The 23177-nt window shown below is 53.5% G+C and carries 17 protein-coding genes and 1 pseudogene; 14 read left to right on the top strand and 4 right to left on the bottom strand.

The genetic code is table 11. From position 1 onward, the window contains the following. Window positions 1-35 precede the first annotated feature (35 nt). From CULFRC11_RS01795 to CULFRC11_RS01815, 5 genes and pseudogenes are all read left to right on the top strand, one after another. Window positions 36-4046 (top strand): DNA-directed RNA polymerase subunit beta', encoded by a 4011-nt coding sequence (locus tag CULFRC11_RS01795; RefSeq protein ID WP_014835918.1) that lies wholly within the window; start codon window positions 36-38, stop codon window positions 4044-4046. Window positions 4047-4277: 231 nt separating this feature from the next. After that, window positions 4278-4436: pseudogene (locus tag CULFRC11_RS11355) on the top strand (DUF4288 domain-containing protein); the annotation flags it as partial. 416 nt (window positions 4437-4852) lie between these two features. Continuing rightward, on the top strand, window positions 4853-6304 hold the full coding sequence (locus CULFRC11_RS01805; RefSeq protein WP_023635090.1) for a VaFE repeat-containing surface-anchored protein: 1452 nt from the start codon (window positions 4853-4855) through the stop codon (window positions 6302-6304). A gap of 176 nt (window positions 6305-6480) precedes the next feature. Beyond that, a complete protein-coding gene (locus CULFRC11_RS01810) occupies window positions 6481-7749 on the top strand; it encodes a sensor histidine kinase (RefSeq protein WP_023635091.1) in 1269 nt (422 codons plus the stop codon). Between the two features lie 14 nt (window positions 7750-7763). Next, complete coding sequence (locus CULFRC11_RS01815; RefSeq protein ID WP_023635092.1) at window positions 7764-8468, top strand: response regulator; 705 nt, start codon at window positions 7764-7766, stop codon at window positions 8466-8468. 20 nt (window positions 8469-8488) lie between these two features. Here CULFRC11_RS01815 and CULFRC11_RS01820 read toward each other — a convergent pair whose 3' ends face one another. Further along, a complete protein-coding gene (locus CULFRC11_RS01820) occupies window positions 8489-9832 on the bottom strand; it encodes a DUF5692 family protein (RefSeq protein ID WP_023635093.1) in 1344 nt (447 codons plus the stop codon). A gap of 206 nt (window positions 9833-10038) precedes the next feature. Between CULFRC11_RS01820 and CULFRC11_RS01825 the strand changes: the two genes are divergently transcribed. Further along, window positions 10039-11091 (top strand): hypothetical protein, encoded by a 1053-nt coding sequence (locus tag CULFRC11_RS01825; RefSeq protein WP_023635094.1) that lies wholly within the window; start codon window positions 10039-10041, stop codon window positions 11089-11091. Window positions 11092-11168: 77 nt separating this feature from the next. Here the strand turns inward: CULFRC11_RS01825 and CULFRC11_RS01830 are convergent, their stop codons facing one another. Beyond that, complete coding sequence (locus tag CULFRC11_RS01830; RefSeq protein WP_023635095.1) at window positions 11169-12239, bottom strand: DUF5692 family protein; 1071 nt, start codon at window positions 12237-12239, stop codon at window positions 11169-11171. A gap of 273 nt (window positions 12240-12512) precedes the next feature. On the opposite strand from CULFRC11_RS01830, the gene CULFRC11_RS01835 reads away from it, so the two are divergent. The 4 genes from CULFRC11_RS01835 to CULFRC11_RS01850 all read left to right on the top strand — a co-directional run bounded on the left by CULFRC11_RS01835 (window position 12513) and on the right by CULFRC11_RS01850 (window position 16081). Continuing rightward, window positions 12513-13502, top strand: a complete 990-nt coding sequence (locus CULFRC11_RS01835; protein WP_023635096.1) for an ABC transporter ATP-binding protein — start codon at window positions 12513-12515, stop codon at window positions 13500-13502. A 38-nt stretch (window positions 13503-13540) separates the two neighbouring features. Next, entirely contained in the window at window positions 13541-14302 is a 762-nt protein-coding gene (locus CULFRC11_RS01840; protein WP_023635097.1) for an ABC-2 transporter permease, read from the top strand. Window positions 14303-14402: 100 nt separating this feature from the next. Next, window positions 14403-15128 (top strand): TIGR03943 family putative permease subunit, encoded by a 726-nt coding sequence (locus tag CULFRC11_RS01845; RefSeq protein ID WP_023635098.1) that lies wholly within the window; start codon window positions 14403-14405, stop codon window positions 15126-15128. Next, window positions 15125-16081, top strand: a complete 957-nt coding sequence (locus tag CULFRC11_RS01850) for a permease (protein ID WP_023635099.1) — start codon at window positions 15125-15127, stop codon at window positions 16079-16081. The genes CULFRC11_RS01845 and CULFRC11_RS01850 overlap by 4 nt, the downstream gene beginning before the upstream one ends. A 10-nt stretch (window positions 16082-16091) precedes the next feature. Here the strand turns inward: CULFRC11_RS01850 and CULFRC11_RS01855 are convergent, their stop codons facing one another. Further along, window positions 16092-16778 carry an anaerobic ribonucleoside-triphosphate reductase activating protein gene (locus tag CULFRC11_RS01855; RefSeq protein WP_023635100.1) on the bottom strand — a complete coding sequence of 229 codons (687 nt, stop codon included), beginning with the start codon at window positions 16776-16778 and terminating at the stop codon, window positions 16092-16094. Further along, on the bottom strand, window positions 16744-18540 hold the full coding sequence (locus tag CULFRC11_RS01860; protein ID WP_023635101.1) for a ribonucleoside triphosphate reductase: 1797 nt from the start codon (window positions 18538-18540) through the stop codon (window positions 16744-16746). The genes CULFRC11_RS01855 and CULFRC11_RS01860 overlap by 35 nt, the downstream gene beginning before the upstream one ends. A 270-nt stretch (window positions 18541-18810) precedes the next feature. Here CULFRC11_RS01860 and CULFRC11_RS01865 point away from each other — a divergent pair, with 270 nt between their 5' ends. From CULFRC11_RS01865 to fusA, 4 genes are all read left to right on the top strand, one after another. Beyond that, entirely contained in the window at window positions 18811-19194 is a 384-nt protein-coding gene (locus CULFRC11_RS01865; RefSeq protein WP_031269987.1) for a hypothetical protein, read from the top strand. 434 nt (window positions 19195-19628) lie between these two features. Then, complete coding sequence (gene rpsL / locus CULFRC11_RS01870) at window positions 19629-20000, top strand: 30S ribosomal protein S12 (protein WP_013241191.1); 372 nt, start codon at window positions 19629-19631, stop codon at window positions 19998-20000. A gap of 3 nt (window positions 20001-20003) precedes the next feature. Beyond that, window positions 20004-20471: a 30S ribosomal protein S7 gene (gene rpsG, locus CULFRC11_RS01875; RefSeq protein ID WP_013241192.1), complete on the top strand. Its 468-nt coding sequence runs from the start codon at window positions 20004-20006 to the stop codon at window positions 20469-20471. Between the two features lie 288 nt (window positions 20472-20759). Beyond that, window positions 20760-22886 carry an elongation factor G gene (gene fusA, locus CULFRC11_RS01880; RefSeq protein ID WP_013910786.1) on the top strand — a complete coding sequence of 709 codons (2127 nt, stop codon included), beginning with the start codon at window positions 20760-20762 and terminating at the stop codon, window positions 22884-22886. Window positions 22887-23177 lie beyond the last annotated feature (291 nt).

The following is a 23177-nucleotide window of genomic DNA, read 5'->3' on the forward strand; positions in this document are numbered from 1 at the left end:
GATCCCCTGGGAAAACCGGGGGGAAAGGGAGTTACGTGATCGACGTCAACTTCTTCGACGAGCTCCGCATCGGCCTGGCTACCGCCGACGACATTCGTCGTTGGTCCAAAGGCGAGGTCAAGAAGCCGGAGACCATCAACTACCGCACCCTGAAGCCGGAGAAGGACGGCCTCTTCTGCGAGCGAATTTTCGGTCCAACCCGTGACTGGGAGTGTGCTTGTGGTAAGTACAAGCGCGTCCGTTATAAGGGCATCATCTGTGAGCGCTGTGGCGTTGAGGTGACCAAGTCCAAGGTTCGTCGTGAGCGCATGGGCCACATCGAGCTGGCTGCGCCCGTGACCCACATTTGGTACTTCAAGGGCGTTCCGTCTCGTCTTGGCTACCTTTTGGACCTGGCTCCAAAGGACCTTGAGCGCATCATCTACTTTGCTGCCAACATCATCACTGGTGTTGACGAGGAAGCTCGCCACAGCGACCAGACCACTCTTGAGGCAGAAATGCTTTTGGAGAAGAAGGACGTTGAGGCTGACGCTGAGTCTGAGATCGCAGAGCGTGCTCAGAAGCTAGAGGAAGACCTCGCTGAGCTTGAAGCAGCAGGCGCAAAGGCTGACGCTCGCAACAAGGTGCAAAAGGCTGCAGACAAAGAGATGCAGCACATCCGCGAGCGTGCTGAGCGCGAGATCGACCGTCTTGAGGAGATCTGGCAGACCTTTATCAAGCTTGCTCCTAAGCAGATGATCATCGACGAGACCATCTATGAAGAGCTCGTTGATCGCTACGAGGATTACTTCACCGGTGGCATGGGTGCGGAGGCTATCCAAACCCTTATCCGCAACTTCGACCTCGACGCTGAGGCAGAAGAGCTGCGCGAGATCATCAACAACGGCAAGGGCCAGAAGAAGATGCGCGCTCTCAAGCGCCTCAAGGTCGTTGCTGCATTCCAGCGCTCGGGCAATGACCCAGCTGGCATGGTGCTCGACTGCATTCCGGTGATCCCGCCGGAGCTGCGCCCGATGGTTCAGCTTGATGGTGGCCGTTTTGCTACCTCCGACTTGAACGATCTCTACCGTCGTGTGATCAACCGCAACAACCGCCTCAAGCGCATGATCGATCTTGGTGCTCCCGAGATCATCGTGAACAACGAGAAGCGCATGCTGCAGGAGTCCGTCGACGCGCTATTCGACAACGGTCGTCGTGGTCGCCCGGTCACTGGTCCTGGCAACCGTCCTCTGAAGTCCCTGAGCGATCTGCTCAAGGGTAAGCAGGGTCGTTTCCGTCAGAACCTGCTGGGTAAGCGTGTCGACTACTCTGGTCGTTCCGTTATTATCGTTGGTCCACAGCTGAAGCTGCACGAGTGTGGTCTTCCTAAGCTCATGGCTCTTGAGCTCTTCAAGCCGTTTGTTATGAAGCGCCTCGTGGAAAACGATTACGCGCAGAACATCAAGTCGGCTAAGCGCATGGTTGAGCGTCAGCGCCCTGAGGTGTGGGACGTTCTGGAAGAAGCAATTTCTGAGCATCCTGTAATGCTTAACCGTGCACCTACCCTGCACCGCCTAGGTATCCAGGCCTTCGAGCCTAAGCTCGTCGAGGGTAAAGCTATCCAGCTGCACCCGCTTGCCTGTGAAGCCTTCAACGCCGACTTCGACGGTGACCAGATGGCTGTGCACTTGCCGCTGTCTGCTGAGGCGCAGGCTGAGGCTCGCATCCTCATGCTTGCTTCTAACAACATCCTCTCCCCGGCATCCGGTAAGCCACTTGCCATGCCACGTCTGGACATGGTGACCGGCCTTTATTACCTCACCATGGACAAGACTGAGGATGAGATCGGTGGACAGGGTGCATACCAGCCTGCTACCGAAACCGGACCAGCAACCGGTGTGTACTCCTCCTATGCTGAGGCCCTTATGGCTCGGGACCGTGGTGTTCTTGGTCTTCAGGCTAAGATTCAGGTGCGTATTAGCCACCTGCGTCCCCCGACTGATGTCGAGGCAGAACAGTTCCCAGAGGGCTGGGAGCAGGGACAGACCTGGTTGGCTGATACCACCCTTGGTCGCATCATGTTCAACGAGCTCTTGCCGTGGAACTACCCATACCTTGAGGGCGTTATGGTCCGTAAGGGCGGCGGCTCCAACAAGATTCTCTTGGGCGACGTGATTAACGACCTCGCTGCGACCTATCCGATGATTACTGTCGCGCAGACGATGGACAAGATGAAGGATGCCGGTTTCTACTGGGCAACCCGAAGCGGCGTGACCATCACCATGTCTGACGTGCTCGTTCTTCCTAACAAGGAAGAGATCCTTGACCGCTATGAGGCCGAGGCTGCAAAGATCGAGCGCAAGTACTGGGAGCAGGGTGCTCTGACCGAGCGCGAGCGCTACGACCGTCTGGTTGAGCTCTGGAAGGAGGCTACCGACGAGGTTGGTAATGCCGTCGAGAAGCTCTATCCGGACGACAACCCGATTCCTATGATCGTGAAGTCCGGTGCTGCCGGTAACATGCGTCAGATCTGGACCCTGGCCGGCATGAAGGGCATGGTTGTGAACTCAAAGGGTGACTACATCACCCGACCGATCAAGACTTCCTTCCGTGAAGGCCTGTCGGTTCTTGAGTACTTCAACAACTCTCACGGTTCGCGTAAGGGCCTTGCCGATACCGCTCTGCGTACCGCTGACTCGGGTTACCTCACCCGTCGTCTGGTGGACGTCGCGCAGGACGTTATCGTCCGCGAGGACGACTGTGGCACCAAGCAGGGCATTCGTGTCCCATTGGCTGTCGAGGTTAAGGATGCTCAGGGCAACGTCACCGGTTACACCGGACACAGCCTCATTGAGACCTCTGTCGCTGGCCGTGTGGCTTCCGTCGACGTCAAGGATTCTGAAGGCAACGTCTTGGTGCCGGCTGGTGAAAACCTCACCGACCAGCTCATCGAGAAGCTCATCGCTGCGGGTATCGCAGAGGTCAAGGTTCGCTCCGTGCTTACCTGCCAGACCCCGACCGGCGTGTGCGCTAAGTGCTATGGCAAGTCCATGGCTACCGGCAAGCTCGTTGACATCGGAGAAGCAGTGGGTATTGTGGCTGCTCAGTCCATTGGTGAGCCTGGTACCCAGCTGACAATGCGTACGTTCCACCAGGGTGGTGTCGGTGGCGACATTACCGGTGGTCTGCCTCGTGTTCAGGAGCTCTTCGAGGCTCGTGTTCCTAAGAACCGTGCTCCGATTGCTTCTGTTGCAGGTACCGTCCACCTTGAGGATGAAGGCAACTTCTACACCCTCACTATCAACCCAGATGATGGGTCTGATGTTGTGGTCTACGAGAAGCTTTCTAAGCGTCAGGGTCTGGCTACCGTTCGGGTTCCTATGGAGTCCAACCCTGGTGCCATGATCGAGCGCACCTTGTCAGAGGGCGACCACGTGAACGTGGGCGATCGTCTGCTGCGTGGTCCTGCTGATCCGCATGACGTACTTGAGGTTCTTGGCCGCCGTGGTGTTGAGCAGCACCTCGTCGACGAGGTTCAGGACGTTTACCGTGCACAGGGTGTGGCTATCCACGATAAGCACATCGAGATCATCATCCGTCAGATGCTGCGTCGTGGAACCGTCATCGAGTCCGGATCGACTGAGTTCCTCCCAGGTACTCTCGTTGATCTTTCGGAGGCTAAGGCCGCTAACGCCGAGGCTATTGCCGCTGGTGGTCAGCCTGCTGAGCTCCGCTCGGAGATCATGGGTATCACCAAGGCATCGCTGGCTACCGAGTCGTGGCTGTCCGCCGCGTCCTTCCAGGAGACCACACGCGTGCTTACCGACGCCGCCATCAACAAGCGGTCCGATAAGCTGATCGGCCTCAAGGAGAACGTGATCATCGGTAAGCTGATCCCGGCCGGTACCGGTATTTCCCGTTACCGCAATATCTCCGTTAAGCCGACTGAGGCAGCCCGCAATGCGGCTTACTCAATCCCGACTTATGGAGACTCCATCTATGGCGATGACGGCTATGGTGAGTTCACCGGCGCCTCCGTGCCACTGGATGAGGCCTACGACCTCTAAGCGGTCATAGTCCTAAGCTCCCTAGGAGGTCTAAGAAATTAGACCTCCTAGGGAGCTTTTGCTATGTGGGCGACTTAATAAGAGATGTGGCTCGCACGTGTCGCAGGGCAGAGATGGTGATTCCTGTTTCCGTTTTCACTTTTATGGTAACCATGTGGTTATGGAACCATATGTGGGAATTGCCATATTTGAGTTGGCAGATAACAGCGAGAATCCTCGGAAAATAAGGCTGTGATCTTAAGGCATATTGTCGATGTAGCTCCGGCGCTCTACGGAAAAGTTGATGAGGACACGGACTTGTATTCTCGGCACTTTGCGTCGCTTGAAGATTACAAGCGTTGTGAAATGCTCCTTGGGGGAAAGGATCCGCTAGCCGACGATAATTGCTAACGACGTTCATACGTGGGGGTATCCGAGGTTCCTGGAGGGAAGAACATCGGTTTTTAGCTAAATCTCTCATCCGCGATTTTTGCGAAATTACCTGAGTCTCCTTAATGTGAAAATCCTTTAGGGAAAAGTGTGATTTTTTTCAAAAGAAAAGCAGGGGTTATTACAGGGGTGAACTTTTTATTTATGCACTTAAATGGTGTTTTATGAGCGTTTTCACCTGTTGTTTTTATATAAATTTTCAACGAATAGTACGTTGTAAATCTTTGTTGTATATTCCTAGAATTAGCGTCTTGTAAGCTGGATGTGCACAGGTTCTTCAAGGCGTATTCCGTGCTTTTCCTTACTTCTGGGCAATGTATGGGTGGTTGACACTCTTGTGAAAACCTAGAAGGCCTCGGACTCACTCAGAAAGAAAAATGAAGAAGAATACCTTAAAAAGGGTGGCCGCACTTATTACGGGCATAGCGCTCTCTTTCACCTCGAGTGTTAGCGCTGGTGCTGTTGAAAATGACGAGCCATACCTTGGTTACGTGGATAGCCGCGTAGCAATCCAAAATCCTTACGGTAACGGAGTTCACCAATTCTCTCCCGTCCCGCCTCTCGTGGTGCAGCCGGAATCTGCAACGGAGGAAGAAACTGAGCTTGCGTATTGCTTTAATATGAACTCAGTCCCACCGATGCGTAAGGACGCTCAGCCATCTGACTCGGCAAACTATTACAACTCTGGTGTTGACCTCAGGTACAAGGCCAACTTCGATACTTCTCTGAAAAAATTTGCTCACCGTTGGCGAGAAGGCAGCGACCCTGATGCGGGCGTGTTAAAGGCGATCTATAACGGGTATAGCCGTGACGCGGCAGGCCTGAAGGCTGCCCTGAATCTCACAGACAATGAGTTCCGTTACGCTACTCAGCTGGCTGTGTGGTACTGGTCGGATAGCGACTGGGGGAATTACCTGTACAAGGCTACTTCAGGGCATCAGCAAATTAACCAGGCTTTCAAAATCCTTACCGGACAAGCAGAGTCTCCGGTCGTACTCAAAGATGTAGATCCCAAGCAAGCTACCTTGGCCATCTACACTCCGTACAGCAACAAGACCCAGGAATCACTCCGCTTCCAAAATCTCTTGAGTGTTAAATTTGTTAATCCTCAGGACGGAACACCTGTGGAACCGGAAGTTTCGCCAGAGCCAAAGCTGAAGACGACCGCACTGGATAACGCTGATCAAGACAAGACTCTCTCTGCCAACGGTGGCACCATCGTAGACACCGTGGAATACACGGGTCTTACGCAGGGTGAAGAGTACGTGCTTCGCGGCGAGCTGATGGATAAAGACACCAAGGAATCCACGGGCATCAAGGCGGAGAAGACTTTCACTGCAGAGGCTGCCGACGGCTCCGTTGACGTTACTTTTGATGTAGATGGAAAGTTCGCAGGTAAAACGCTCGTTGTCTTTGAAAAGCTCTTCAAAAAGAATGATGAGCAGACAGTTGTGGCAAAGCATGAGGATTATGACGCTGAGTCGCAGACCGTGACGGTAGAAGAAGACGAGCCGCTAGTGGAAAAGCCTTCGGGCTTCCCGTGGTGGATCTTGCTGCCCTTGGGTGGATTGGGAATCGTGGCTGCAGCCCTGGGTCTCTCCTCCAATGGTTCATCCGCCAAGAACACCGCAGAGCCAGCACGCTTTAACGCTACTCCGCAAGGTCCAGCAAAGCCTGCAGAGAAGACCGAGACTCCCGTTGCTAACGTGAACAAGACGGAGAAGAAGGTCCTCGCGCAGACAGGTGCCAACGTGTGGGTGCTTACGATTCTTGCAGCTGTATTGATTGCCGTTGGTGCGGTTCTCACGGTACGCCGTAAGCAAAACTAAAACAGAAGCTAAAACAACAGCATAAGGCTGAAACCGCAGGGGTTTGTTGCATCGTAGAGTGCAGCAGGCCCCTGTTACGTTTTTTTAAAGGGGCGCTGAGGGCGTCGATAAGCTGGGATATTCATACTGTGGTCGGATGCATACAGGGATTCAGCTGCTCTAGGCTTTTGTTTATCATGAAATCTTTTTCTGCGCTCACAAAGCGCATGGGTACGTGCGGATGGCTCCAGGATCGCGGGTTCTGGTCGCAGTTAGTGGCGCAGAGCCTGGTGGGCGGTTTTTTCTTCCTGATCGCTGTGCAGAATACTGCTATCAAACCAGAAGCGGTGTCTCCGCGTGAGCAGATGCATCTTTCGATAGTTTTTGCTTTGCTGTGGATTGGTGGAATAGCGCTTTTTATTGGGCTGCTTGTTCAGCGGTATCGCAGATTGCTGGGCCTGTGGATCGTGGTTTTTGCGCTGCTGCTGATAGCTTGGGGAGCCCCGTTGGTGGCTCTTCTAGGGTATGCGGCTGTGTGCTATCAATCCTGGTTTATCGCTGCGTATATCCAGCGCCATAGAAGGGCATGGATTGCAGCGCTTGTGGTCGGCAGCGTTGTCGGTCTGACTGTGATTGTGGTGAGTAACGCCCTCGGCGGAAAAGCATTCATTGACGGTAGTGCAGTGAGGGAACCTAATTTTTGGATTGGGGCAGCCTGGATTCTGGTTTTTATTGTTATTTCCATTTCTCTGTGGTGGCAAATAGGACTTAATACCAGGCGGAAAAATCAAGCGCTGGAGGAGTTGCGTGCCAAGGCTGAGCTGGCAGCGTTAGCGGAAAGAAACCGTATTGCGCGTGAGATGCATGATATTGTGGCGCATTCTTTGGCCATAGTGATCGCGCAGTCAGATGGTGGACGATACGCGGGGAAAAAAGATCCGACAGCTGCCATCGAAGCGTTAGAAACTATCTCTTCGGTGGGAAGAGACGCATTGGTACAGATGCGGGGATTGCTTACCGTATTAAGGGAAAGCTCGGGTGAGGAAGACGAGAGAGACATGAACGCCACGCCCGGTTTCGATGAAATAGGAAGGCTTATCGACGAAGCCCGCGCCGCAGGATTGCAGATAGACTTTTCCGTGCACGGTGAGCCCGTAACAGTCGACGAATCTCGTGGGCTAACGGTTTTTCGTGTTATTCAAGAATCCCTGACAAACGTGCTCAAACATGCGGGGAAGACGGCGGTTAACGTTACGTTGGACTGGGGTTTGCCCAAAGACAAAATCCTGCGTATTACAGTGGACAACGCGCAAGGTGAAGCCCTTGTGAACGACACAGTCGATTCTGTGGGGCGTGGTTTGGCAGGCATCAAAGAGCGCGCTTTGCTGCATGGTGGAAAGGCGACATGGGGTGCGTCGATAAGCAATGCCGGCGGCTGGCGCGTTGACGTTGAAATTCCGTTGTAAGAGGTTAAGAGGACATGATTAGCGTAGGGCTTGTCGACGATCAACAGCTGGTGAGAGCCGGTTTTAGCATGGTACTTGGCTCGCAAGATGATATTCGCATTGCGTGGGAAGCAGACAACGGAATAGAAGCGTTGGACCGTGCGATGGCACAGCCCGTTGATGTGGTTTTGATGGATGTACAAATGCCGATCATGGATGGCATCTCAGCCACTAAAGAGCTGGTAGCGCGAGGCGCTATGGGGCCTAATGATGAGCCGCTTCGGGTGATTATCCTGACCACTTTTGACAGCGAGAATTACGTAATGGAAGCGGTGGAAAACGGGGCTTCAGGATTCTTGCTCAAAGATACCGCGCCAGAGGATTTGCTCGATGCCGTCAGATCAGTCGGGGCGCAAAGCGCAGTGATCAGCCCGGCGGCCACCGCCAAATTATTTCGAAGAATAAGATCGGGACAGGCGAACAAACAGATTGGCGACGCTAAGGATATAAACGAGGGTCTTGCCGAGCCGTTGACTCCGCGTGAGTTAGAAATTCTTGAGTTGATCGCCTTGGGAAAGTCCAACCCAGAGATTGCCTCACAACTGTTTATCTCTTTGCCCACGGTAAAAACACACGTGGGGAGAGTCCTGACCAAAACCGGTTCCCGCGACCGAGTCCATGCGGTGCTTTTTGCCTTTAAACGTGGGTTAGTTACCCAGGATGCGCTTTTAGGTAACTGACCCACGACGAAGAAACCGATCTAGCTGTGCACATCCCAGGTGGTGTCGGAAGGAATCTTCTTGGCTGCGAGCGCTGGATCAGCCGAAAGTGGGGTGCGCGGCTTAGGGTATCGCTTATCGCTGCGCCACCACGGCATTGTTCCCACATAGCCATCTGGCGGTGGGGTGGAGGACTTAGGCGCAAAACCTAACTCTTCAGGAGTTTCTTTAATCATGTCGGTGACAAAATACTTGTCGGCATCATCGGCATGCTCTCGCATGATGGTGCGAAACTCTTTGAGCTCTGGGTACAAAGGATCGCGCAGCGGGTTTCGCTTGGTGGTGCGGATTTTGTACAACCAATAGAAGAAGAGCCCCACGTTGAACAGGAACGCAGCCCACGCACACACAGCATTTGCCACGGGGTTCATCGTGGAGAAGTTGGTGATGCTGCTCGGCGGAACCAAGAACTCTGGCAAAAGGTTATTCGCGGCGATCCAGAACATCAACGTAAAGCAACGGAACCAGATCCACTGACCCTTTGCCCAGGTAAACGCGGGTATTGTGCAAGCTAAAAGCAACGCAAGGGTGCAGTACCATGTGTAGTCGGCAAGCGCATTGTATAAGAATGCATGGTTCCAAAGATCATAAGCAATGACCCAGGGCCACACCATGTCTACCCAGATGAGTCCGCGTACTTTTCGGTCCTTGTTGGACGTAACAAATATCTTTCCTAAGCCCGTGATTGTGACGATGTTGAGCACGCCCGCGGCGGCGGTGAGCAGATTCCAATATCCACCGATAGTTCGGAACCCGGTGGCTGGGTCTATTCCTACACCAGATGCGCGGAAATTAGCGGCTACTGCGGAATACCATTCGGGGCTTCCGACGGGCGCTGTAACACCACGAGTTTCCGGTAGCCCGTTAATCATGTCAATGCCTACATGTGCATCGTTGATGGACTTCAAGCAGGCGGGATCGGTGGCGCACTGCAGATATTTGTCTGATTCAAAGAAAATCGTGACATCGCGGATATTTGCTTCCATGATGTTCACCGCGAGCCCGATCCAGAGTGCCACGCCAAACCATATGGCGTAGCGATGCGCTTTGATCGGGTTTCGCTTTCCGTACCACAGGAGAAAACCTGTCATCGTCGCTGTGGCAACCATAATCACGTATTTGCCAAAGGGGAACCAGCCGACCATAGGAGTGCCGTGTAGTGCGGCATAAGGCATTAGGGCGAGGCCGCCGAACGTCCAAAGGAAAAATATTGTCCAGTTCCAGCGGCGATTAATTTCTGAGATAGCTACTTGGGCAACAAAAACTACAACCCAAGTGATGTAAACAAGAGGGGTGCCTATCTCCCAGAGAAAGAGCGAATGCATTGCTCATGCCTCCAATTGTGGGATGTAACTAGTTTTTAACCCTACCACCGTAGGTTATCGCGGTGATAGAATGAGGTTATTAACACACGGGCACGCATGAAGGGGCGTTGCGCGATAGGTAGTTGATGCATGTGCCCTTGGCCCGCTACGGGAGCACATCTCCGTGTTCCTGCAAACGTTGACTAGCTAAGGCGGTTGAGCACAGCATGGGGAAGAAAAAATCTAAGAGCATTGGCACGCGTGCAGCCTGGGGGATAGGCGCATTAAGTGCGACAACGATCGGGGGAATGTATGCGTTTAGCCAGCTCAGTGGTAAAGCAACCCCGGAAGAGCAAGCATGGACGTATCCTGGCGATGACCTTATCGATGCTAACTATGACAATGGTTACTCGTCTACCTACGCTATCGACATCGACGCGCCGGCGTATGCGGTATGGCGGATATTAAAGCAGCTAGGTGCCAATAAAACAGGTTCGTTTTCTTCAGAGTGGCTTGAGCGTACTTTTGCTCGGCTACCGTTCTACAACAGCTATGAAATACAGGAAGAATTCCAGCAGCCAGACTCAATGATGCCTGGCGATATTGCAGCCTTTGATTATCAGGGGATGTCTATGGAATGGGCTGATGTTGTTCCTGGTAAATACCTCGTTCAGTGGGTTGATACTAAAAATCCTCCAGCTGCCCCAGGATCCTATGCCTTCCGGTACCCATCTATGGATCATTTTGCTGCGGCATGGTGTTTCTACATGATCCCGCTTAAAGGTGAGCGTACTCGGTTGATCAACCACTGGCGTATTGGATATGAACCGAATGCTCCGTTGCCTAAAGCGATCAACTGGGTAAATATTGAGCTCATCGGTGGTTGTATGACGCGTCTGCAAAACATCTATATTAAGCGTGTTGCGGAGTTCCGAAAGAAGCAGCAGCATATTGGAAAATTCATGCGCGGTACTCTGGGCGGGCGATACTTTGGATCAAAGGTACCTGCCGGTCGGTGGGATGGGACCCCACTGTTTGAAGATACTTACACGCAATGGTTTCAATATGGACGCAGCTGCCCGGCAGTCGCGGAGATTCGCCCGCCAAAGACCGATGACCCCGCATGGCCTCCTGTTGGTCCGGGAACACCCTGGTCAGAGATAATTGATCCGGATTACTTTAACGATTGGGAAGAGCCAAAGTTCTCGTGGGAAGAACAAATAAGGCAAAAGAAAGAACGCACATACCTTAAAGGATGGGGCAAGAAGACAAAAGGATAGCAAGCAGTTTTCTTGTTAGACAATATTTGCGCACAATGTACATGTTGTGTGCAATATTGTTGCGGGCTTTTGTGTGTTTAGCGTGGCAGTAGATTTCCCTCTGTGTTATTGCGCGCAATGGGATCTCTGTATCCCAGGGCCTCGGGGGTGGAGCCCAGCCTGGCGGCTATACGGTCCTGGTCTTCGGGAGTGGCATGCGTACGTATGAGCGCAGTGGATTCTTTACTCTCAGGATAGACCTCTTGAACAAGTGGATTCCTGCGATATCGCATGACCTTGTACACGTGGTAGCCAAAGACTGCGATGTTGAGTGCGAGGGACAGTGCGGCCAGAATGAAAAGGGCTGTGGGGTTGTGTGCTGAACGATGGGCGAAGGTGGAACTTTCTGTAAAAGCTGGGAATGTGAGAACGACGGCGGACCATAGGGTGAGGGTGTAAGCGCGGAATTGAATCCACGAGCCTCGGCCAAACTTGAAGAACACGGGAATTGTGCACGACAGTAAGAGGGCAACTCCGGAATACCAGGCGCGGTCTGTGAGGCAGTTGTAGCAGTAGGAGAGATTCCAGACGTCGTAAGCAATGATCCAGCCAAACGTGAGATCGCCCCAGATAATTGCACGAGACTTGCCTTTAGCAACAAAGATGCCAACCCATCCGGATATGGCTAAGAGGTTGAGGATTCCCGCAACGCCGTTCATGATGTTCCAAGGTCCGCCCCATATAACCATGTGCTGATGTGGGTCAAAGTCGTGGATGCTATAGGCCTGAAAATCTCGAACAACTGCTTCCAGGATGTTGATAGCTAAGATCACCGGAGGGATGGTGAGGTACCAGTAGTTGTGTCGTAGCTTTTTGATATATTGCAAGGCTACTAAGCAGAGGGATCCAGCCAAGGCCGAATATTGCTTTACGATGGCAAACCATCCCGAGGACGCGGTTCCTTCGGTAGAGTGCGGCCACCACAATAGTGTGAGCAATAATGGTGCGACTATAAAGACTAAGAGAACTACCCATTTATTTCTCTGGGCTAGCCAAGCGGTGATAGCAAGCGCAGCTGTGACAATGATGAGCATTGCATAGTCCCACCAGTCGCCACGCTCGAAGAAAAATAGCGTTGGGTAATCGGGCGCGGGGATACTCGGTAGCATGATAAACCTTTCCGGTGCGTTTCCTCGGATGCCCGGCTGTGTTACGAACTTCCCAGACTATTCGCTTGAGTCGGGCCTATATGTCCAGCTTATGATGTTGTCGGTCGGGAATGTTGTGACGTTGGACTCGGTAAAACAGCATTTCGAGATTACTATTGCGCGCAATACTAATTGTAGGTAATTAGGTGGACGGTACTTATGCGTTGTCATACCTAGGGGTGACATAAAAGATCGGCCCCCGGCAGGATTACAAGAGTTGAGAATTAACGGATCATGGAAAGCATGATCACAGTTCGACATCTAAGCAAGAAGTATGGTTCCAAGACAGCTATCGCTGATCTGAGTTTCACCGTTCCAGATGGGACAGTGACTGGATTCCTCGGACCAAACGGTTCCGGTAAATCCACAACAATGCGATGCATACTTGGCTTGGATGCACCTACAGAAGGCAATGTCGAGTTTTCTACTGAGGACTACACCGGAGCGTTTGAGGATGTAAAAAACAAATCTACGATGGCTGGGGCCATCCTTGATGCAAATTGGTTTAACCCTGCACGATCTGGGCGCAATCACCTTCGAGTACTGGCACGGGGTGCAGGTATTTCCGACCGTCGGGTAGAAGAATGCCTGGATATTGTGGGACTGCAGAAGGCCGCTAAAGGAAAAATCGGTGGTTACTCCCTAGGCATGAAACAGCGCATCGGCGTGGCTGCAGCTTTGTTGGGGGACCCACAGCACCTCATCCTTGACGAGCCTGTCAATGGTCTTGATCCGGAAGGTGTGAGCTGGATGCGCACCACGATTCGTAACCTTGCCGCTGAGGGACGAAGCGTCTTAGTCTCTTCCCATTTGCTCTCGGAGATGCAATTAACCGCAGACCGGTTGGTAGTGATTGGGCGAGGAAAAATGATCGGTGAGTATTCCCTTGAAGAATTCCTGGCAGATGGCACTCGTGTGGAGGTAGAAACACCGCACGCTGCTGAACTCGCGGCGGAGTTACAGAACAAAGGGTTTGACATTGTCAACCTGCACAACACTGTGGGATTTAGCGTCAGTGTAGATAAAAACACAGACGAACAAGCTGTGCGCATGGCCGTGGCTATGACTGCCCTGGACGCCGGTCTGCCTGTGTTCGGCTTAAGCACTAAGCAAGACAATCTGGAGCAAAGATTCCTCGCGGCCACCGCTGAATCCCAGGAATACCGCACTAAACAAGCCGTGGATAGTGCTGTGGAAGACACAGCTTCGAGCGCTACTCATTAACAGTTTTGCTCATAGGAATGAAAAGGATAAGCAACCACATGATAAATGTTTTGCGCTCAGAAGCCACCAAACTGTTGACTCTACGAAGCACCTGGATATGGGCGATTCTTCTTACCGGCTCGCTGTATGGTCCTGCCGTGCTTATAGGCCTATTTAGTGCCGAAGGCTCAGAAGTTAACTGGGCGTTTGCCCTTCCAGGTGCGATGATCTTTGCAATGATGTCTATATCTTTTGCTGCTTCGGCCGTAGCCGGCGAGTTTAATGATCACATGCATGCCCAGGCTTTCTTGACACAACCGCGTCGTAGCCTGTGGCTTAGCGCAAGGGCGTTGGTGGTATCAGGATTTCTTCTGCTTAATTATCTGATAGGTGTGGCCCTTGTTTATGTAGCGCTCCTTGTGATTCCTAGGGTTACGTTGCTCAACGAGGAAGCATTAGTAATTTTGCGAGACGGCGTGCTGTTTTTAGTGTTTAGCTTCATTGCGATGGGCTTAGCTGCGCTGACGCGTAGCCGAGTAGCAGCTATGGCGATACCACTTGCTTGGTTCTTGGTTATCGAGCGCCTTCTAGGCGTAGCTGCGGCAAAGAGCGATGCTTTTGTTCCTCTGTGGTTGGTATCGCCCGGAGAACGTGTCAGCCAGTTGACTAAATATGGAAAAGAAAACGCTGAGTTTTTCACTTCCGGATGGAACTTCGCTGAGGTGCAGCCGTTGGCATACAACATAGGGCTTATTGTGGCGTGGATTGTTGTACCACTAGCTATTGGGTTGTGGGTCAACGCTAAACGGGATGTTCGTTAGCAAAAATAATTGGCGCAGGTGAAGAGGTGCAGCCGTGCCACCAATCGATAAAACAGGGGAGGACTTGCCAGGTTGGAAGAAAGGCTGCACCCTCTAATACATGAATGTTGGGCAGTCACACACAGAATCCACCAAGGGCGTTGCCGTCGGTGCTTTTGTGATTGCAGCTCTCGGAGTGCTGCTGCTTGTGGAGTCACTTACAGGTGGAATCAACAACTACCTCCAACCGGCTTTCCGTCCTTGGACATTACTGAGCGGACTGCTGTTGATAGGGCTTGGTGGGTGGAGCTCATATAGCGCTCACCGGTATCCGTGCTCGCATTCTCCGATGCGCGCTACCTCCTGGCTGTTGCTCCTCCCCGTGCTGCTCGTAGCGCTTTGCGCACCGACTGCGTTGGGGGCGGCGTCGTTACGCTATACAGCGGAAAGCACTGGTGCGACAGCGCGGAAAAATTCCTTAGACGATCTTCCAATGGAACCGCTGCGTAGTTATGGGACCAACGAGCTCACTATGGAAGAGCTCACGGCCCGATTTTTACGCTCGGACAGCACATCGATGATGGGAAAGACCGTGGCTGTGACGGGATTCGCCTCGCGTTCGGTAGACGGCACATGGCGGCTTAGTCGCTATAAGATTTTTTGTTGCGCAGCGGACGCTATGGCCTACACCGCGTCGCTGGACGGGGACGCAGAACTCATAGAGGACAACTGGTATGAGATCACAGCGGAAGTCGTACCCCACTCGGAGAAATTCAATCCACAGTTTCCGGTGCTCAAGATAGACCATGTCACACAGATCCCGCAGCCGGAGAAGCCCTACTTATGAGACACAGAGTTGGCCAGTACGGCGCGATCGTCTCTCTCATGATTCTCAGTGCATTGCTCATTTTTGGGCCGCTGATTCAGCTTCACGGGCTCGCGGAGGCATGGGCTCAGATAAGCATCGCAATTGTGTTGCAAGCGACACCCTTTTTGATCCTCGGCGTCATCATTTCAGGATTCATCGAGGTCTTTATACCCGAGGCTGCTTTTCGACGCCTACCGCGCTCCCAACGCCTCGCCGTCCCCACGGCCGCAGCCTCTGGAATGCTGCTTCCTGCCTGTGAATGTGCATCGGTGCCAATTACCCAGTCGCTTGTCCGCAGGGGAGTACCTCCAGCCGCGGCCCTTGCCTTCCTCCTCGCCAGCCCTGCGATTAATCCGGTGGTGCTGGTCTCCACTGCGGTTGCTTTTGGCGGAGACACACGCATGGTGATCGCCAGATTTGTGGCTTCTCTGAGCGCGGCAGTGCTGGTGGGATGGATCTGGATGAGTGGGAGCATCGACGTGCCTGACGGAGAAGGCCACTCCCACCAGCATCATGCACCCAATAAATGGGAAAGACTGAGGGAATCTTTTCTCCACGATCTCCTCAACGCTGGCGGTTACCTTGTCCTGGGGGCGTTGCTCGCCGGGCTCCTTAAGCTCATCGTTCCACGGGAATGGTTCCTGGTCCTTGGAGATAGGCCAGTTTTAGCCTGCCTGGCTATGGCAGCATTAGCGGTGCTCCTCGCGCTGTGCTCAGAGGCGGATGCTTTTATCGCCGCTTCTTTCACCATGATGCCGCCCACAGCTCAACTCGTGTTTTTAGTGGTCGGGCCGATGGTGGACGTCAAACTCATGGCGATGCAACGCGGCGCGTGGGGCACTGGATTTGTTGTGCGCTTTGTCCCACTCACCTTTGTGGTTGCATTACTCACCGCGATAGGGGTCGGCGCACTGGTGTTTGGAGATCTTTAAACGTGGACTTTTACTCGGAATGACCTGGCACCCAGGGGCTTCCGTCGGCAGCCCGCGCATGCTGAATAACAAGCTCTGCAGAAGCCTCCAGGCTGCGGGCAGCAACCAAGGAACGTAGTTCGTCGAGATTCTGCTCAATAACAGAGCCTTCCCACAGCGTGGTGCGCAGCGTCACCGCCACCCCAGCGGTCTGCAGAATCCGCAGCGATTCCCACACAGACACTGCCACTCGGGGCGAACACCCTGTGACCTCATGCATATGCCGGGGCAAAGCCTTGATATCGAGCCCCACCCAATCCGGAGTGGTGGCAGGGTCCCTCACCAGCTCAGCAAGGCGACGCGGCGCATAACCACACGTGTGAATCCCCACGGGGAATCCGATGCCATGGATAGCGGCTATCGCATCTGCTAGACCGTGGACGGACGTCGGCTCACCACCTGAGATCACGGCGGCGTCGATAAGCCCATGTCGAGAATCCAAAAAGGAGAGAAACTCCGCAAGCGAGTGCGCGCCGGGCGTAAAGTCCTGCAACTGCGGATTATGGCAATACACACAGCGTAGGGGACACCCCTGGGTGAAGGCTGTTGCAGTGAGTTTCCCCGGCCAATCCGTCGCGGAGAAGGGAATGATCCCCGCGATCGGCAGCTGGGCAGTCGCCGTATCAGGCAAGGGTTTCCGCAAAGTAGGTGCGCTCATGGAACTCGCCCTTCTTTCCGGTATTAAAGCTCTGAACAGGACGGAAGTAACCCATCACTCGGGTCCACATCTCAGTCTTTTCTCCACAATCGGGGCATTCTGGGTGCTCGCCGGAAATATAGCCGTGGGTGGGACAAATGGAGAATGTGGGAGTGATCGTGACGTAAGGGAGACGGAAGTTTTCCAATGAACGTCGGACAAGCTTTGCGCAAGCCTCCCCATCGCTCATAGCGGCCCCCATGTAAAGGTGGAGCACGGTCCCGCCGGTGTACTTGGATTGCAGATCTTCCTGGAGCGCAAGCGCTTCAAAGGGATCTGGGGTATGAGACACCGGCAGCTGAGAAGAATTGGTGTAATAGGGTTCTTCATCCGTACCAGCGTGAAGGATTCCGGGGTAGCGCTTAATATCCTCCTTGGCCAGCCTGTAGGTGGCTCCCTCTGCGGGGGTGGCCTCAAGATTAAACAGATGGCCTGTGCGTTCTTGGGCCTTGACCAGGAGCTCGTTGATGTGGTCAAGCAGGCGAGCTACCTGAGCATGGCCCTGAGGATCGGTGAGGTCGTAGGCGTCGTGGGTGAAATTACGGATCATCTCATTGCAGCCGTTAACTCCGATCGTGGAGAAATGATTGTCCAAGCTCGGCAGCCACCGAGAGCTGTAGGGGTAAAGGCCCGCGTCCATTTGCTTAGCCACAAAAGCCCGGCGGCGTTCGAGGGTTTCTATGCCGAGTTCAACAAGCTTTTCGACGCTTGCCAGCAGGCCTGCCTCATCATCAGCATGGAGATACCCCAAGCGGGCACAGTTGAGAGTGACCACGCCGATGGAACCAGTCAACTCCGCCGAGCCAAAGAGTCCATTACCGCGTTTGAGCAGTTCGCGGAGGTCCAGTTGCAGGCGGCAGCACATGGAGCGAATCATGCCGGGATCAAGGTCGGAGTTAATAAAGTTTTGGAAATAGGGCAGACCATATTTCGCGGTCATGGTGAAGAGAGCTTTGGAATTCGACGAATCCCAGTCGAAATCCTTGGTGATGTTGTACGTGGGGATGGGGAAAGTGAAGGGGCGTCCATCCGCGTCGCCTGCACTCATGACCTCAATGAATGCGCGATTGATGATGTCCATCTCTGCTTGCAGTTCTCCATACGTAAAAGCCTGTGGCTCTTCGCCGATGAATGGAACCTGGTCCTGCAGATCCTCGGGGCAGGTCCAGTCGAAAGTGAGATTGGTAAACGGCGTCTGTGTGCCCCAGCGCGAGGGGACATTGAGATTGAAAATGAACTCCTGCATTTGTTGGAGGACATCGTCGTAGCTGAGGTTATCCAAGCGGACAAAGGGGGCCATGTATGTGTCAAAAGAGCTGAACGCTTGTGCTCCGGCCCACTCATTCTGCAGGGTGCCAAGGAAATTGACTATCTGCCCGCATGCGGAAGAGAAGTGCTTGGGGGGATGTGAGGAGATTGTGCCTGAAACACCATTGAATCCCTGTTCCAGAAGCTGGCGCAAAGACCAGCCTGCGCAATAGCCGGAAAGCATATCCAGATCATGAATGTGGATGGTGCCATCGCGATGCGCTTGCCCGGCTTCTGGACTGAAGACGTTATCCAACCAATAATTGGCAGTGATTTTTCCCGCCGAATTGAGGATCATTCCGCCGAGGGAGTAGTCCTGGTTTGCGTTGGCATTGACGCGCCAGTCCGATCGGTCGAGGTATTCCTCGATAGTGGAACGGGAATTAACATGGGATTCGCTCATAGGGAATAACATAGGCGGAATTATCCCTTTGTAACTACAGTATATAGTTGTTGAAATGTCATCAATTACTAGATGTTGTGGTGTGACTGTGGCTTGCCTTGCGGAAACGCTGGTACATCTTGTGGGCGTGACATTTGTCGTTCATTTCACGACTTTTATCCATTTGTGAGTTGCATTACTTTATTGTTTGTGGTGGTGGGAGTTTAATAGCGTGGGGTGACACTCTTGGCGCCACTGCGGGTAGTCTCGGCGACTGCAATAGAAAATGGTGGAGGAATGAATATGTCTTACAACTCTTATGTGGCAGTCGAGGACTGGATTCTCGATGACCTTCGTATTAAAGATGACGATCTGGTGGAGGCCCTCTATACGGGCAGCCACGGAGAGCTTTTTGACGTTGCTGCCGCATGGATGGATGTACAGGAGCTGTTGCATTCGGCAGGGCTGAGTACAGCCGCGGTTGATGGGGAAGAGATCATTGTGGGAGACCCGATGGTAGGGATTGTTGCGCCGCAACGCGTAGAAAAAGTGCTGTCGGACCTTTCTTCTGTGGATAGCAGTGCGGTGCAGGAAGCTGGGCTTGGGGAGGCAATTCGCTCCTTTACTGACTTTTATGAAGGAGCCCGCTCTTCTGGGCTTGGGGTTGTGGTTTTAGCGGGAGAATAGAGTGCGGTCGCGGTAAAATGTCGTTTTTGAGAACGCTGGAAATTTTCTCTTGAGCTTTTGTTGGTAGGTAGGGGGCTAGCGTTCTCAAAAGCGACAACGCTGTGGTGGTCGGTTTGCCATGTTGCGCTTTTTAGGCCTTGGGCTTGCTTGTATGGGGTGGATGCTGTAGGTTGTGTGCTAGTCCCACGTGTTTGATGGTGGGAGCCTGACGTTTTGCCTGGTTGGTGCCGGGGCGTGATTCTTTAAAAGATTACGCACCAGTCCACAGTGGATTGAAGCGTTGTGGTAAATGCGGAAGCGGCCCCGGAAAAGAGCCCCTTTTTTGGTTTGTCTAGGGTCTTTTAAGATCTATTCCGCACTAGCCAGGCACATGAAGCGATAACTTCTTCGAGGTTTTCAGCTTCGAAGAAAAGTACCGATTGAGAAAGACGGCTATGCCTACTATTCAGCAGCTGGTCCGCAAGGGCCGCCACGATAAGACTGCAAAGGTTTCCACTGCAGCCCTGAAGGGTTCCCCGCAGCGTCGTGGCGTGTGCACCCGTGTGTACACCACTACCCCTAAGAAGCCGAACTCCGCTCTGCGTAAGGTTGCCCGTGTGCGCCTTACCTCCGGCATTGAGGTTTCCGCTTACATCCCAGGTGAGGGCCACAACCTCCAGGAGCACTCCATGGTGCTCGTTCGTGGTGGTCGTGTGAAGGACCTTCCGGGTGTTCGCTACAAGATCATCCGTGGCGCACTGGATACCCAGGGCGTGAAGGATCGTAAGCAGGCTCGCTCCCGCTACGGCGCAAAGAAGGAGAAGTAATCAATGCGTAAGAATGCAGCTCCCAAGCGTCCTATCGTTAAAGATCCAGTTTTCGGCTCTGAGGTTGTTACCCAGCTGGTAAACAAGGTTCTGCTGGACGGCAAGAAGTCCACCGCTGAGCGTATCGTTTACGGTGCACTGGACATCTGCAAGGAAAAGACCGGTACTGATCCTGTTCTTACCCTTGAGAAGGCTCTTGGCAACATCAAGCCTGACCTTGAGGTTCGTTCCCGTCGTGTCGGTGGCGCTACCTACCAGGTTCCTGTCGAGGTTCGCCCGGGTCGTGCAAACACCCTGGCTCTGCGTTGGTTGGTCACTTTCACCCGTCAGCGCCGCGAGAACACCATGATCGAGCGTCTCGCTAACGAGATTCTTGATGCAGCGAACGGCCTGGGCGCTTCTGTGAAGCGTCGCGAGGACACCCACAAGATGGCTGAGGCTAACCGCGCCTTTGCCCACTACCGCTGGTAATTCGTATGCGTATTGTGACCCGACTGGGGCGGCTCAGAGTTTTCACCCTCGTTGCGCACGTGTAAAACCACGGCGACAAGGAGACGTGAGAAGCTGCGCACCGCCAGTTGGGTCACTTTTCCATAGGAAAGATCTCGTAAACTTTCACGTTTTGTTGGAACTCGGCTGAGAAATCAACGAGTTTTTGGCAGAATAAACACGAACTATCCGTGCAGTGAGTGCGTCTTCCTACAGCGTTCATCGCTTTAGGGCAAAAGACCACTCCAGCTACATAAGTTAGGGACAACTGTGGCACAAGAAGTGCTTAAGGACTTGAACAAGGTCCGCAACATCGGCATCATGGCCCACATTGACGCCGGTAAGACCACCACCACCGAGCGTATCCTCTTCTACACCGGCATCAACCGTAAGGTCGGCGAGACCCACGATGGTGCTTCCACCACTGACTGGATGGAGCAGGAGAAAGAACGCGGCATCACCATTACCTCCGCTGCTGTTACCTGTTTCTGGAACGGCAACCAGGTCAACATCATCGATACCCCAGGCCACGTGGACTTCACCGTTGAGGTTGAGCGCTCCCTTCGCGTTCTCGACGGCGCAGTTGCAGTGTTCGACGGTAAAGAGGGCGTTGAGCCTCAGTCCGAGCAGGTGTGGCGTCAGGCTGCTAAGTACGACGTTCCCCGTATCTGCTTTGTGAACAAGATGGACAAGCTAGGTGCAGACTTCTACTTCACCGTTCAGACCATCATCGATCGCCTCGGTGCTAAGCCATTGGTCATGCAGCTGCCTATCGGCGCTGAAGATGACTTCGATGGCGTTGTTGACCTTCTTGAGATGAAGGCCATCACGTGGCGCGGCAAGGTTGAGACCGGTGCTGAGCCAGTTATCGAGGAGATCCCAGCTGACTTGGCTGACAAGGCTGCTGAATACCGCGAGAAGCTCGTTGAGACCGTTGCTGAGTCCGATGAGGCTCTCATGGAGAAGTACTTCGGTGGCGAGGAACTCACCATCGAAGAACTCAAGGCCGGTATCCGTAAGCTGACCGTTAACTCTGAGATCTACCCAGTTCTCTGTGGTACCGCTTACCGCAACAAGGGCGTTCAGCCACTGCTCGACGCTGTTATCGACTACCTCCCAACCCCATTGGATATTGGAGAGGTTCACGGACACAAGGTCGGCGACGAGTCTGTGGACTTGGTGCGTAAGCCTTCCGTCGACGAGCCTTTCTCGGCTCTTGCGTTCAAGATCGCAGCTCACCCGTTCTTTGGCAAGCTCACCTTCGTTCGCGTTTACTCCGGTATTGTTGAGCCTGGTGCTCAGGTTGCCAACTCCACCAAGGGCAAGAACGAGCGCATTGGTAAGCTGTTCCAGATGCACGCCAACAAGGAGAACCCTGTTGACGAGGCACGCGCTGGTAACATCTACGCGTTCATCGGCCTGAAGGACACCACTACTGGTGACACCCTCTGCGATAAGAACGACCAGATCATCCTTGAGTCCATGGACTTCCCGGACCCAGTGATCAAGGTTTCCATCGAGCCAAAGACCAAGTCTGACCAGGAGAAGCTCGGTACCGCTATTCAGAAGCTTTCTGAAGAGGACCCAACCTTCACCGTTGAGCTCGACGAAGAGTCCGGCCAGACCGTTATCGGCGGCATGGGCGAGCTCCACCTCGACGTTCTTGTTGACCGCATGAAGCGCGAATTCAAGGTCGAAGCTAACGTTGGTAACCCGCAGGTTGCATACCGCGAGACCATCCGTAAGACCGTCGAGAAGCTTGAGTACACCCACAAGAAGCAGACTGGTGGTTCCGGTCAGTTCGCTAAGGTCATCATCGGCATCGAGCCTTACGCTCCTGAGGTGGAGACCTTGGAAGAGGGCGAGTCCGCAATCTACAAGTTCGAGAACGCCGTTACCGGTGGCCGCATCCCGAAGGAATACATTCCTTCCGTGGACGCAGGTATCCAGGATGCAATGCAGTACGGTTACCTCGCTGGCTTCCCGCTGGTAAACATCAAGGCAACGCTTATCGACGGCGCATACCACGAGGTTGACTCCTCTGAAATGGCCTTCAAGCTTGCTGGCTCTCAGGCTCTTAAAGAGGCTGTTGCAAAGGCAAAGCCAGTTCTTCTCGAGCCTTTGATGGCTGTTGAGGTTATTACTCCTGAGGAGTACATGGGCGACGTTATCGGCGACATCAACTCTCGCCGTGGCCAGGTCTCCGCAATGGATGACCGTGCTGGTGCCAAGGTCGTCAAGGCAAAGGTTCCGCTGTCCGAGATGTTCGGTTACGTTGGTGACCTGCGCTCTCGCACCCAGGGCCGCGCTAACTACACCATGATCTTCGATTCCTACGCAGAGGTTCCGACCAACGTAGCAACCGAGATCGTTGCTGAGCGCAACGGCACTGCCTAAGCGTTAAGCCCTCTCGTACTATGTCCTTTTCCCTCCTGTGCTGGTGGGGAAAAGGGCGGTACGAAAGGGGTAGCGGCTCGTTGAGTATTTCCACCTGCGGAATGCTGAGCCGGCCGTTACCCTGTAAGATCCATCTGGATCCTTCGGTGGTTTGATAAAAACACCGTGTGACCCTAGGATCATGTAACTGGCACATTAGTAAATAGCTGTACTGCCAGACTGCCGAATTAGCGGTCAGAATGTACAGCAACTGTCAACTCGTGGCTGCGAAATCGTAGCCACCACGAAGTC

Origin of the sequence: Corynebacterium ulcerans (assembly GCF_000767685.1) — a bacterium.
Classification (GTDB): domain Bacteria; phylum Actinomycetota; class Actinomycetes; order Mycobacteriales; family Mycobacteriaceae; genus Corynebacterium; species Corynebacterium ulcerans.

Excerpts from the sequence above, each read along its gene's own strand:
- CULFRC11_RS01805 (WP_023635090.1), top strand. The coding sequence starts at position 4,853 with ATGAAGAAGAATACCTTAAAAAGGGTGGCCGCACTTATTACGGGCATA.
- CULFRC11_RS01810 (WP_023635091.1), top strand. The coding sequence starts at position 6,481 with ATGAAATCTTTTTCTGCGCTCACAAAGCGCATGGGTACGTGCGGATGG.
- CULFRC11_RS01815 (WP_023635092.1), top strand. The coding sequence starts at position 7,764 with ATGATTAGCGTAGGGCTTGTCGACGATCAACAGCTGGTGAGAGCCGGT.
- CULFRC11_RS01820 (WP_023635093.1), bottom strand. The coding sequence starts at position 9,832 with ATGCATTCGCTCTTTCTCTGGGAGATAGGCACCCCTCTTGTTTACATC.
- CULFRC11_RS01825 (WP_023635094.1), top strand. The coding sequence starts at position 10,039 with ATGGGGAAGAAAAAATCTAAGAGCATTGGCACGCGTGCAGCCTGGGGG.
- CULFRC11_RS01830 (WP_023635095.1), bottom strand. The coding sequence starts at position 12,239 with ATGCTACCGAGTATCCCCGCGCCCGATTACCCAACGCTATTTTTCTTC.
- CULFRC11_RS01835 (WP_023635096.1), top strand. The coding sequence starts at position 12,513 with ATGGAAAGCATGATCACAGTTCGACATCTAAGCAAGAAGTATGGTTCC.
- CULFRC11_RS01840 (WP_023635097.1), top strand. The coding sequence starts at position 13,541 with ATGATAAATGTTTTGCGCTCAGAAGCCACCAAACTGTTGACTCTACGA.
- CULFRC11_RS01845 (WP_023635098.1), top strand. The coding sequence starts at position 14,403 with ATGAATGTTGGGCAGTCACACACAGAATCCACCAAGGGCGTTGCCGTC.
- CULFRC11_RS01850 (WP_023635099.1), top strand. The coding sequence starts at position 15,125 with ATGAGACACAGAGTTGGCCAGTACGGCGCGATCGTCTCTCTCATGATT.
- CULFRC11_RS01855 (WP_023635100.1), bottom strand. The coding sequence starts at position 16,778 with ATGAGCGCACCTACTTTGCGGAAACCCTTGCCTGATACGGCGACTGCC.
- CULFRC11_RS01860 (WP_023635101.1), bottom strand. The coding sequence starts at position 18,540 with ATGTTATTCCCTATGAGCGAATCCCATGTTAATTCCCGTTCCACTATC.
- CULFRC11_RS01865 (WP_031269987.1), top strand. The coding sequence starts at position 18,811 with ATGTCTTACAACTCTTATGTGGCAGTCGAGGACTGGATTCTCGATGAC.
- rpsL (WP_013241191.1), top strand. The coding sequence starts at position 19,629 with ATGCCTACTATTCAGCAGCTGGTCCGCAAGGGCCGCCACGATAAGACT.
- rpsG (WP_013241192.1), top strand. The coding sequence starts at position 20,004 with ATGCGTAAGAATGCAGCTCCCAAGCGTCCTATCGTTAAAGATCCAGTT.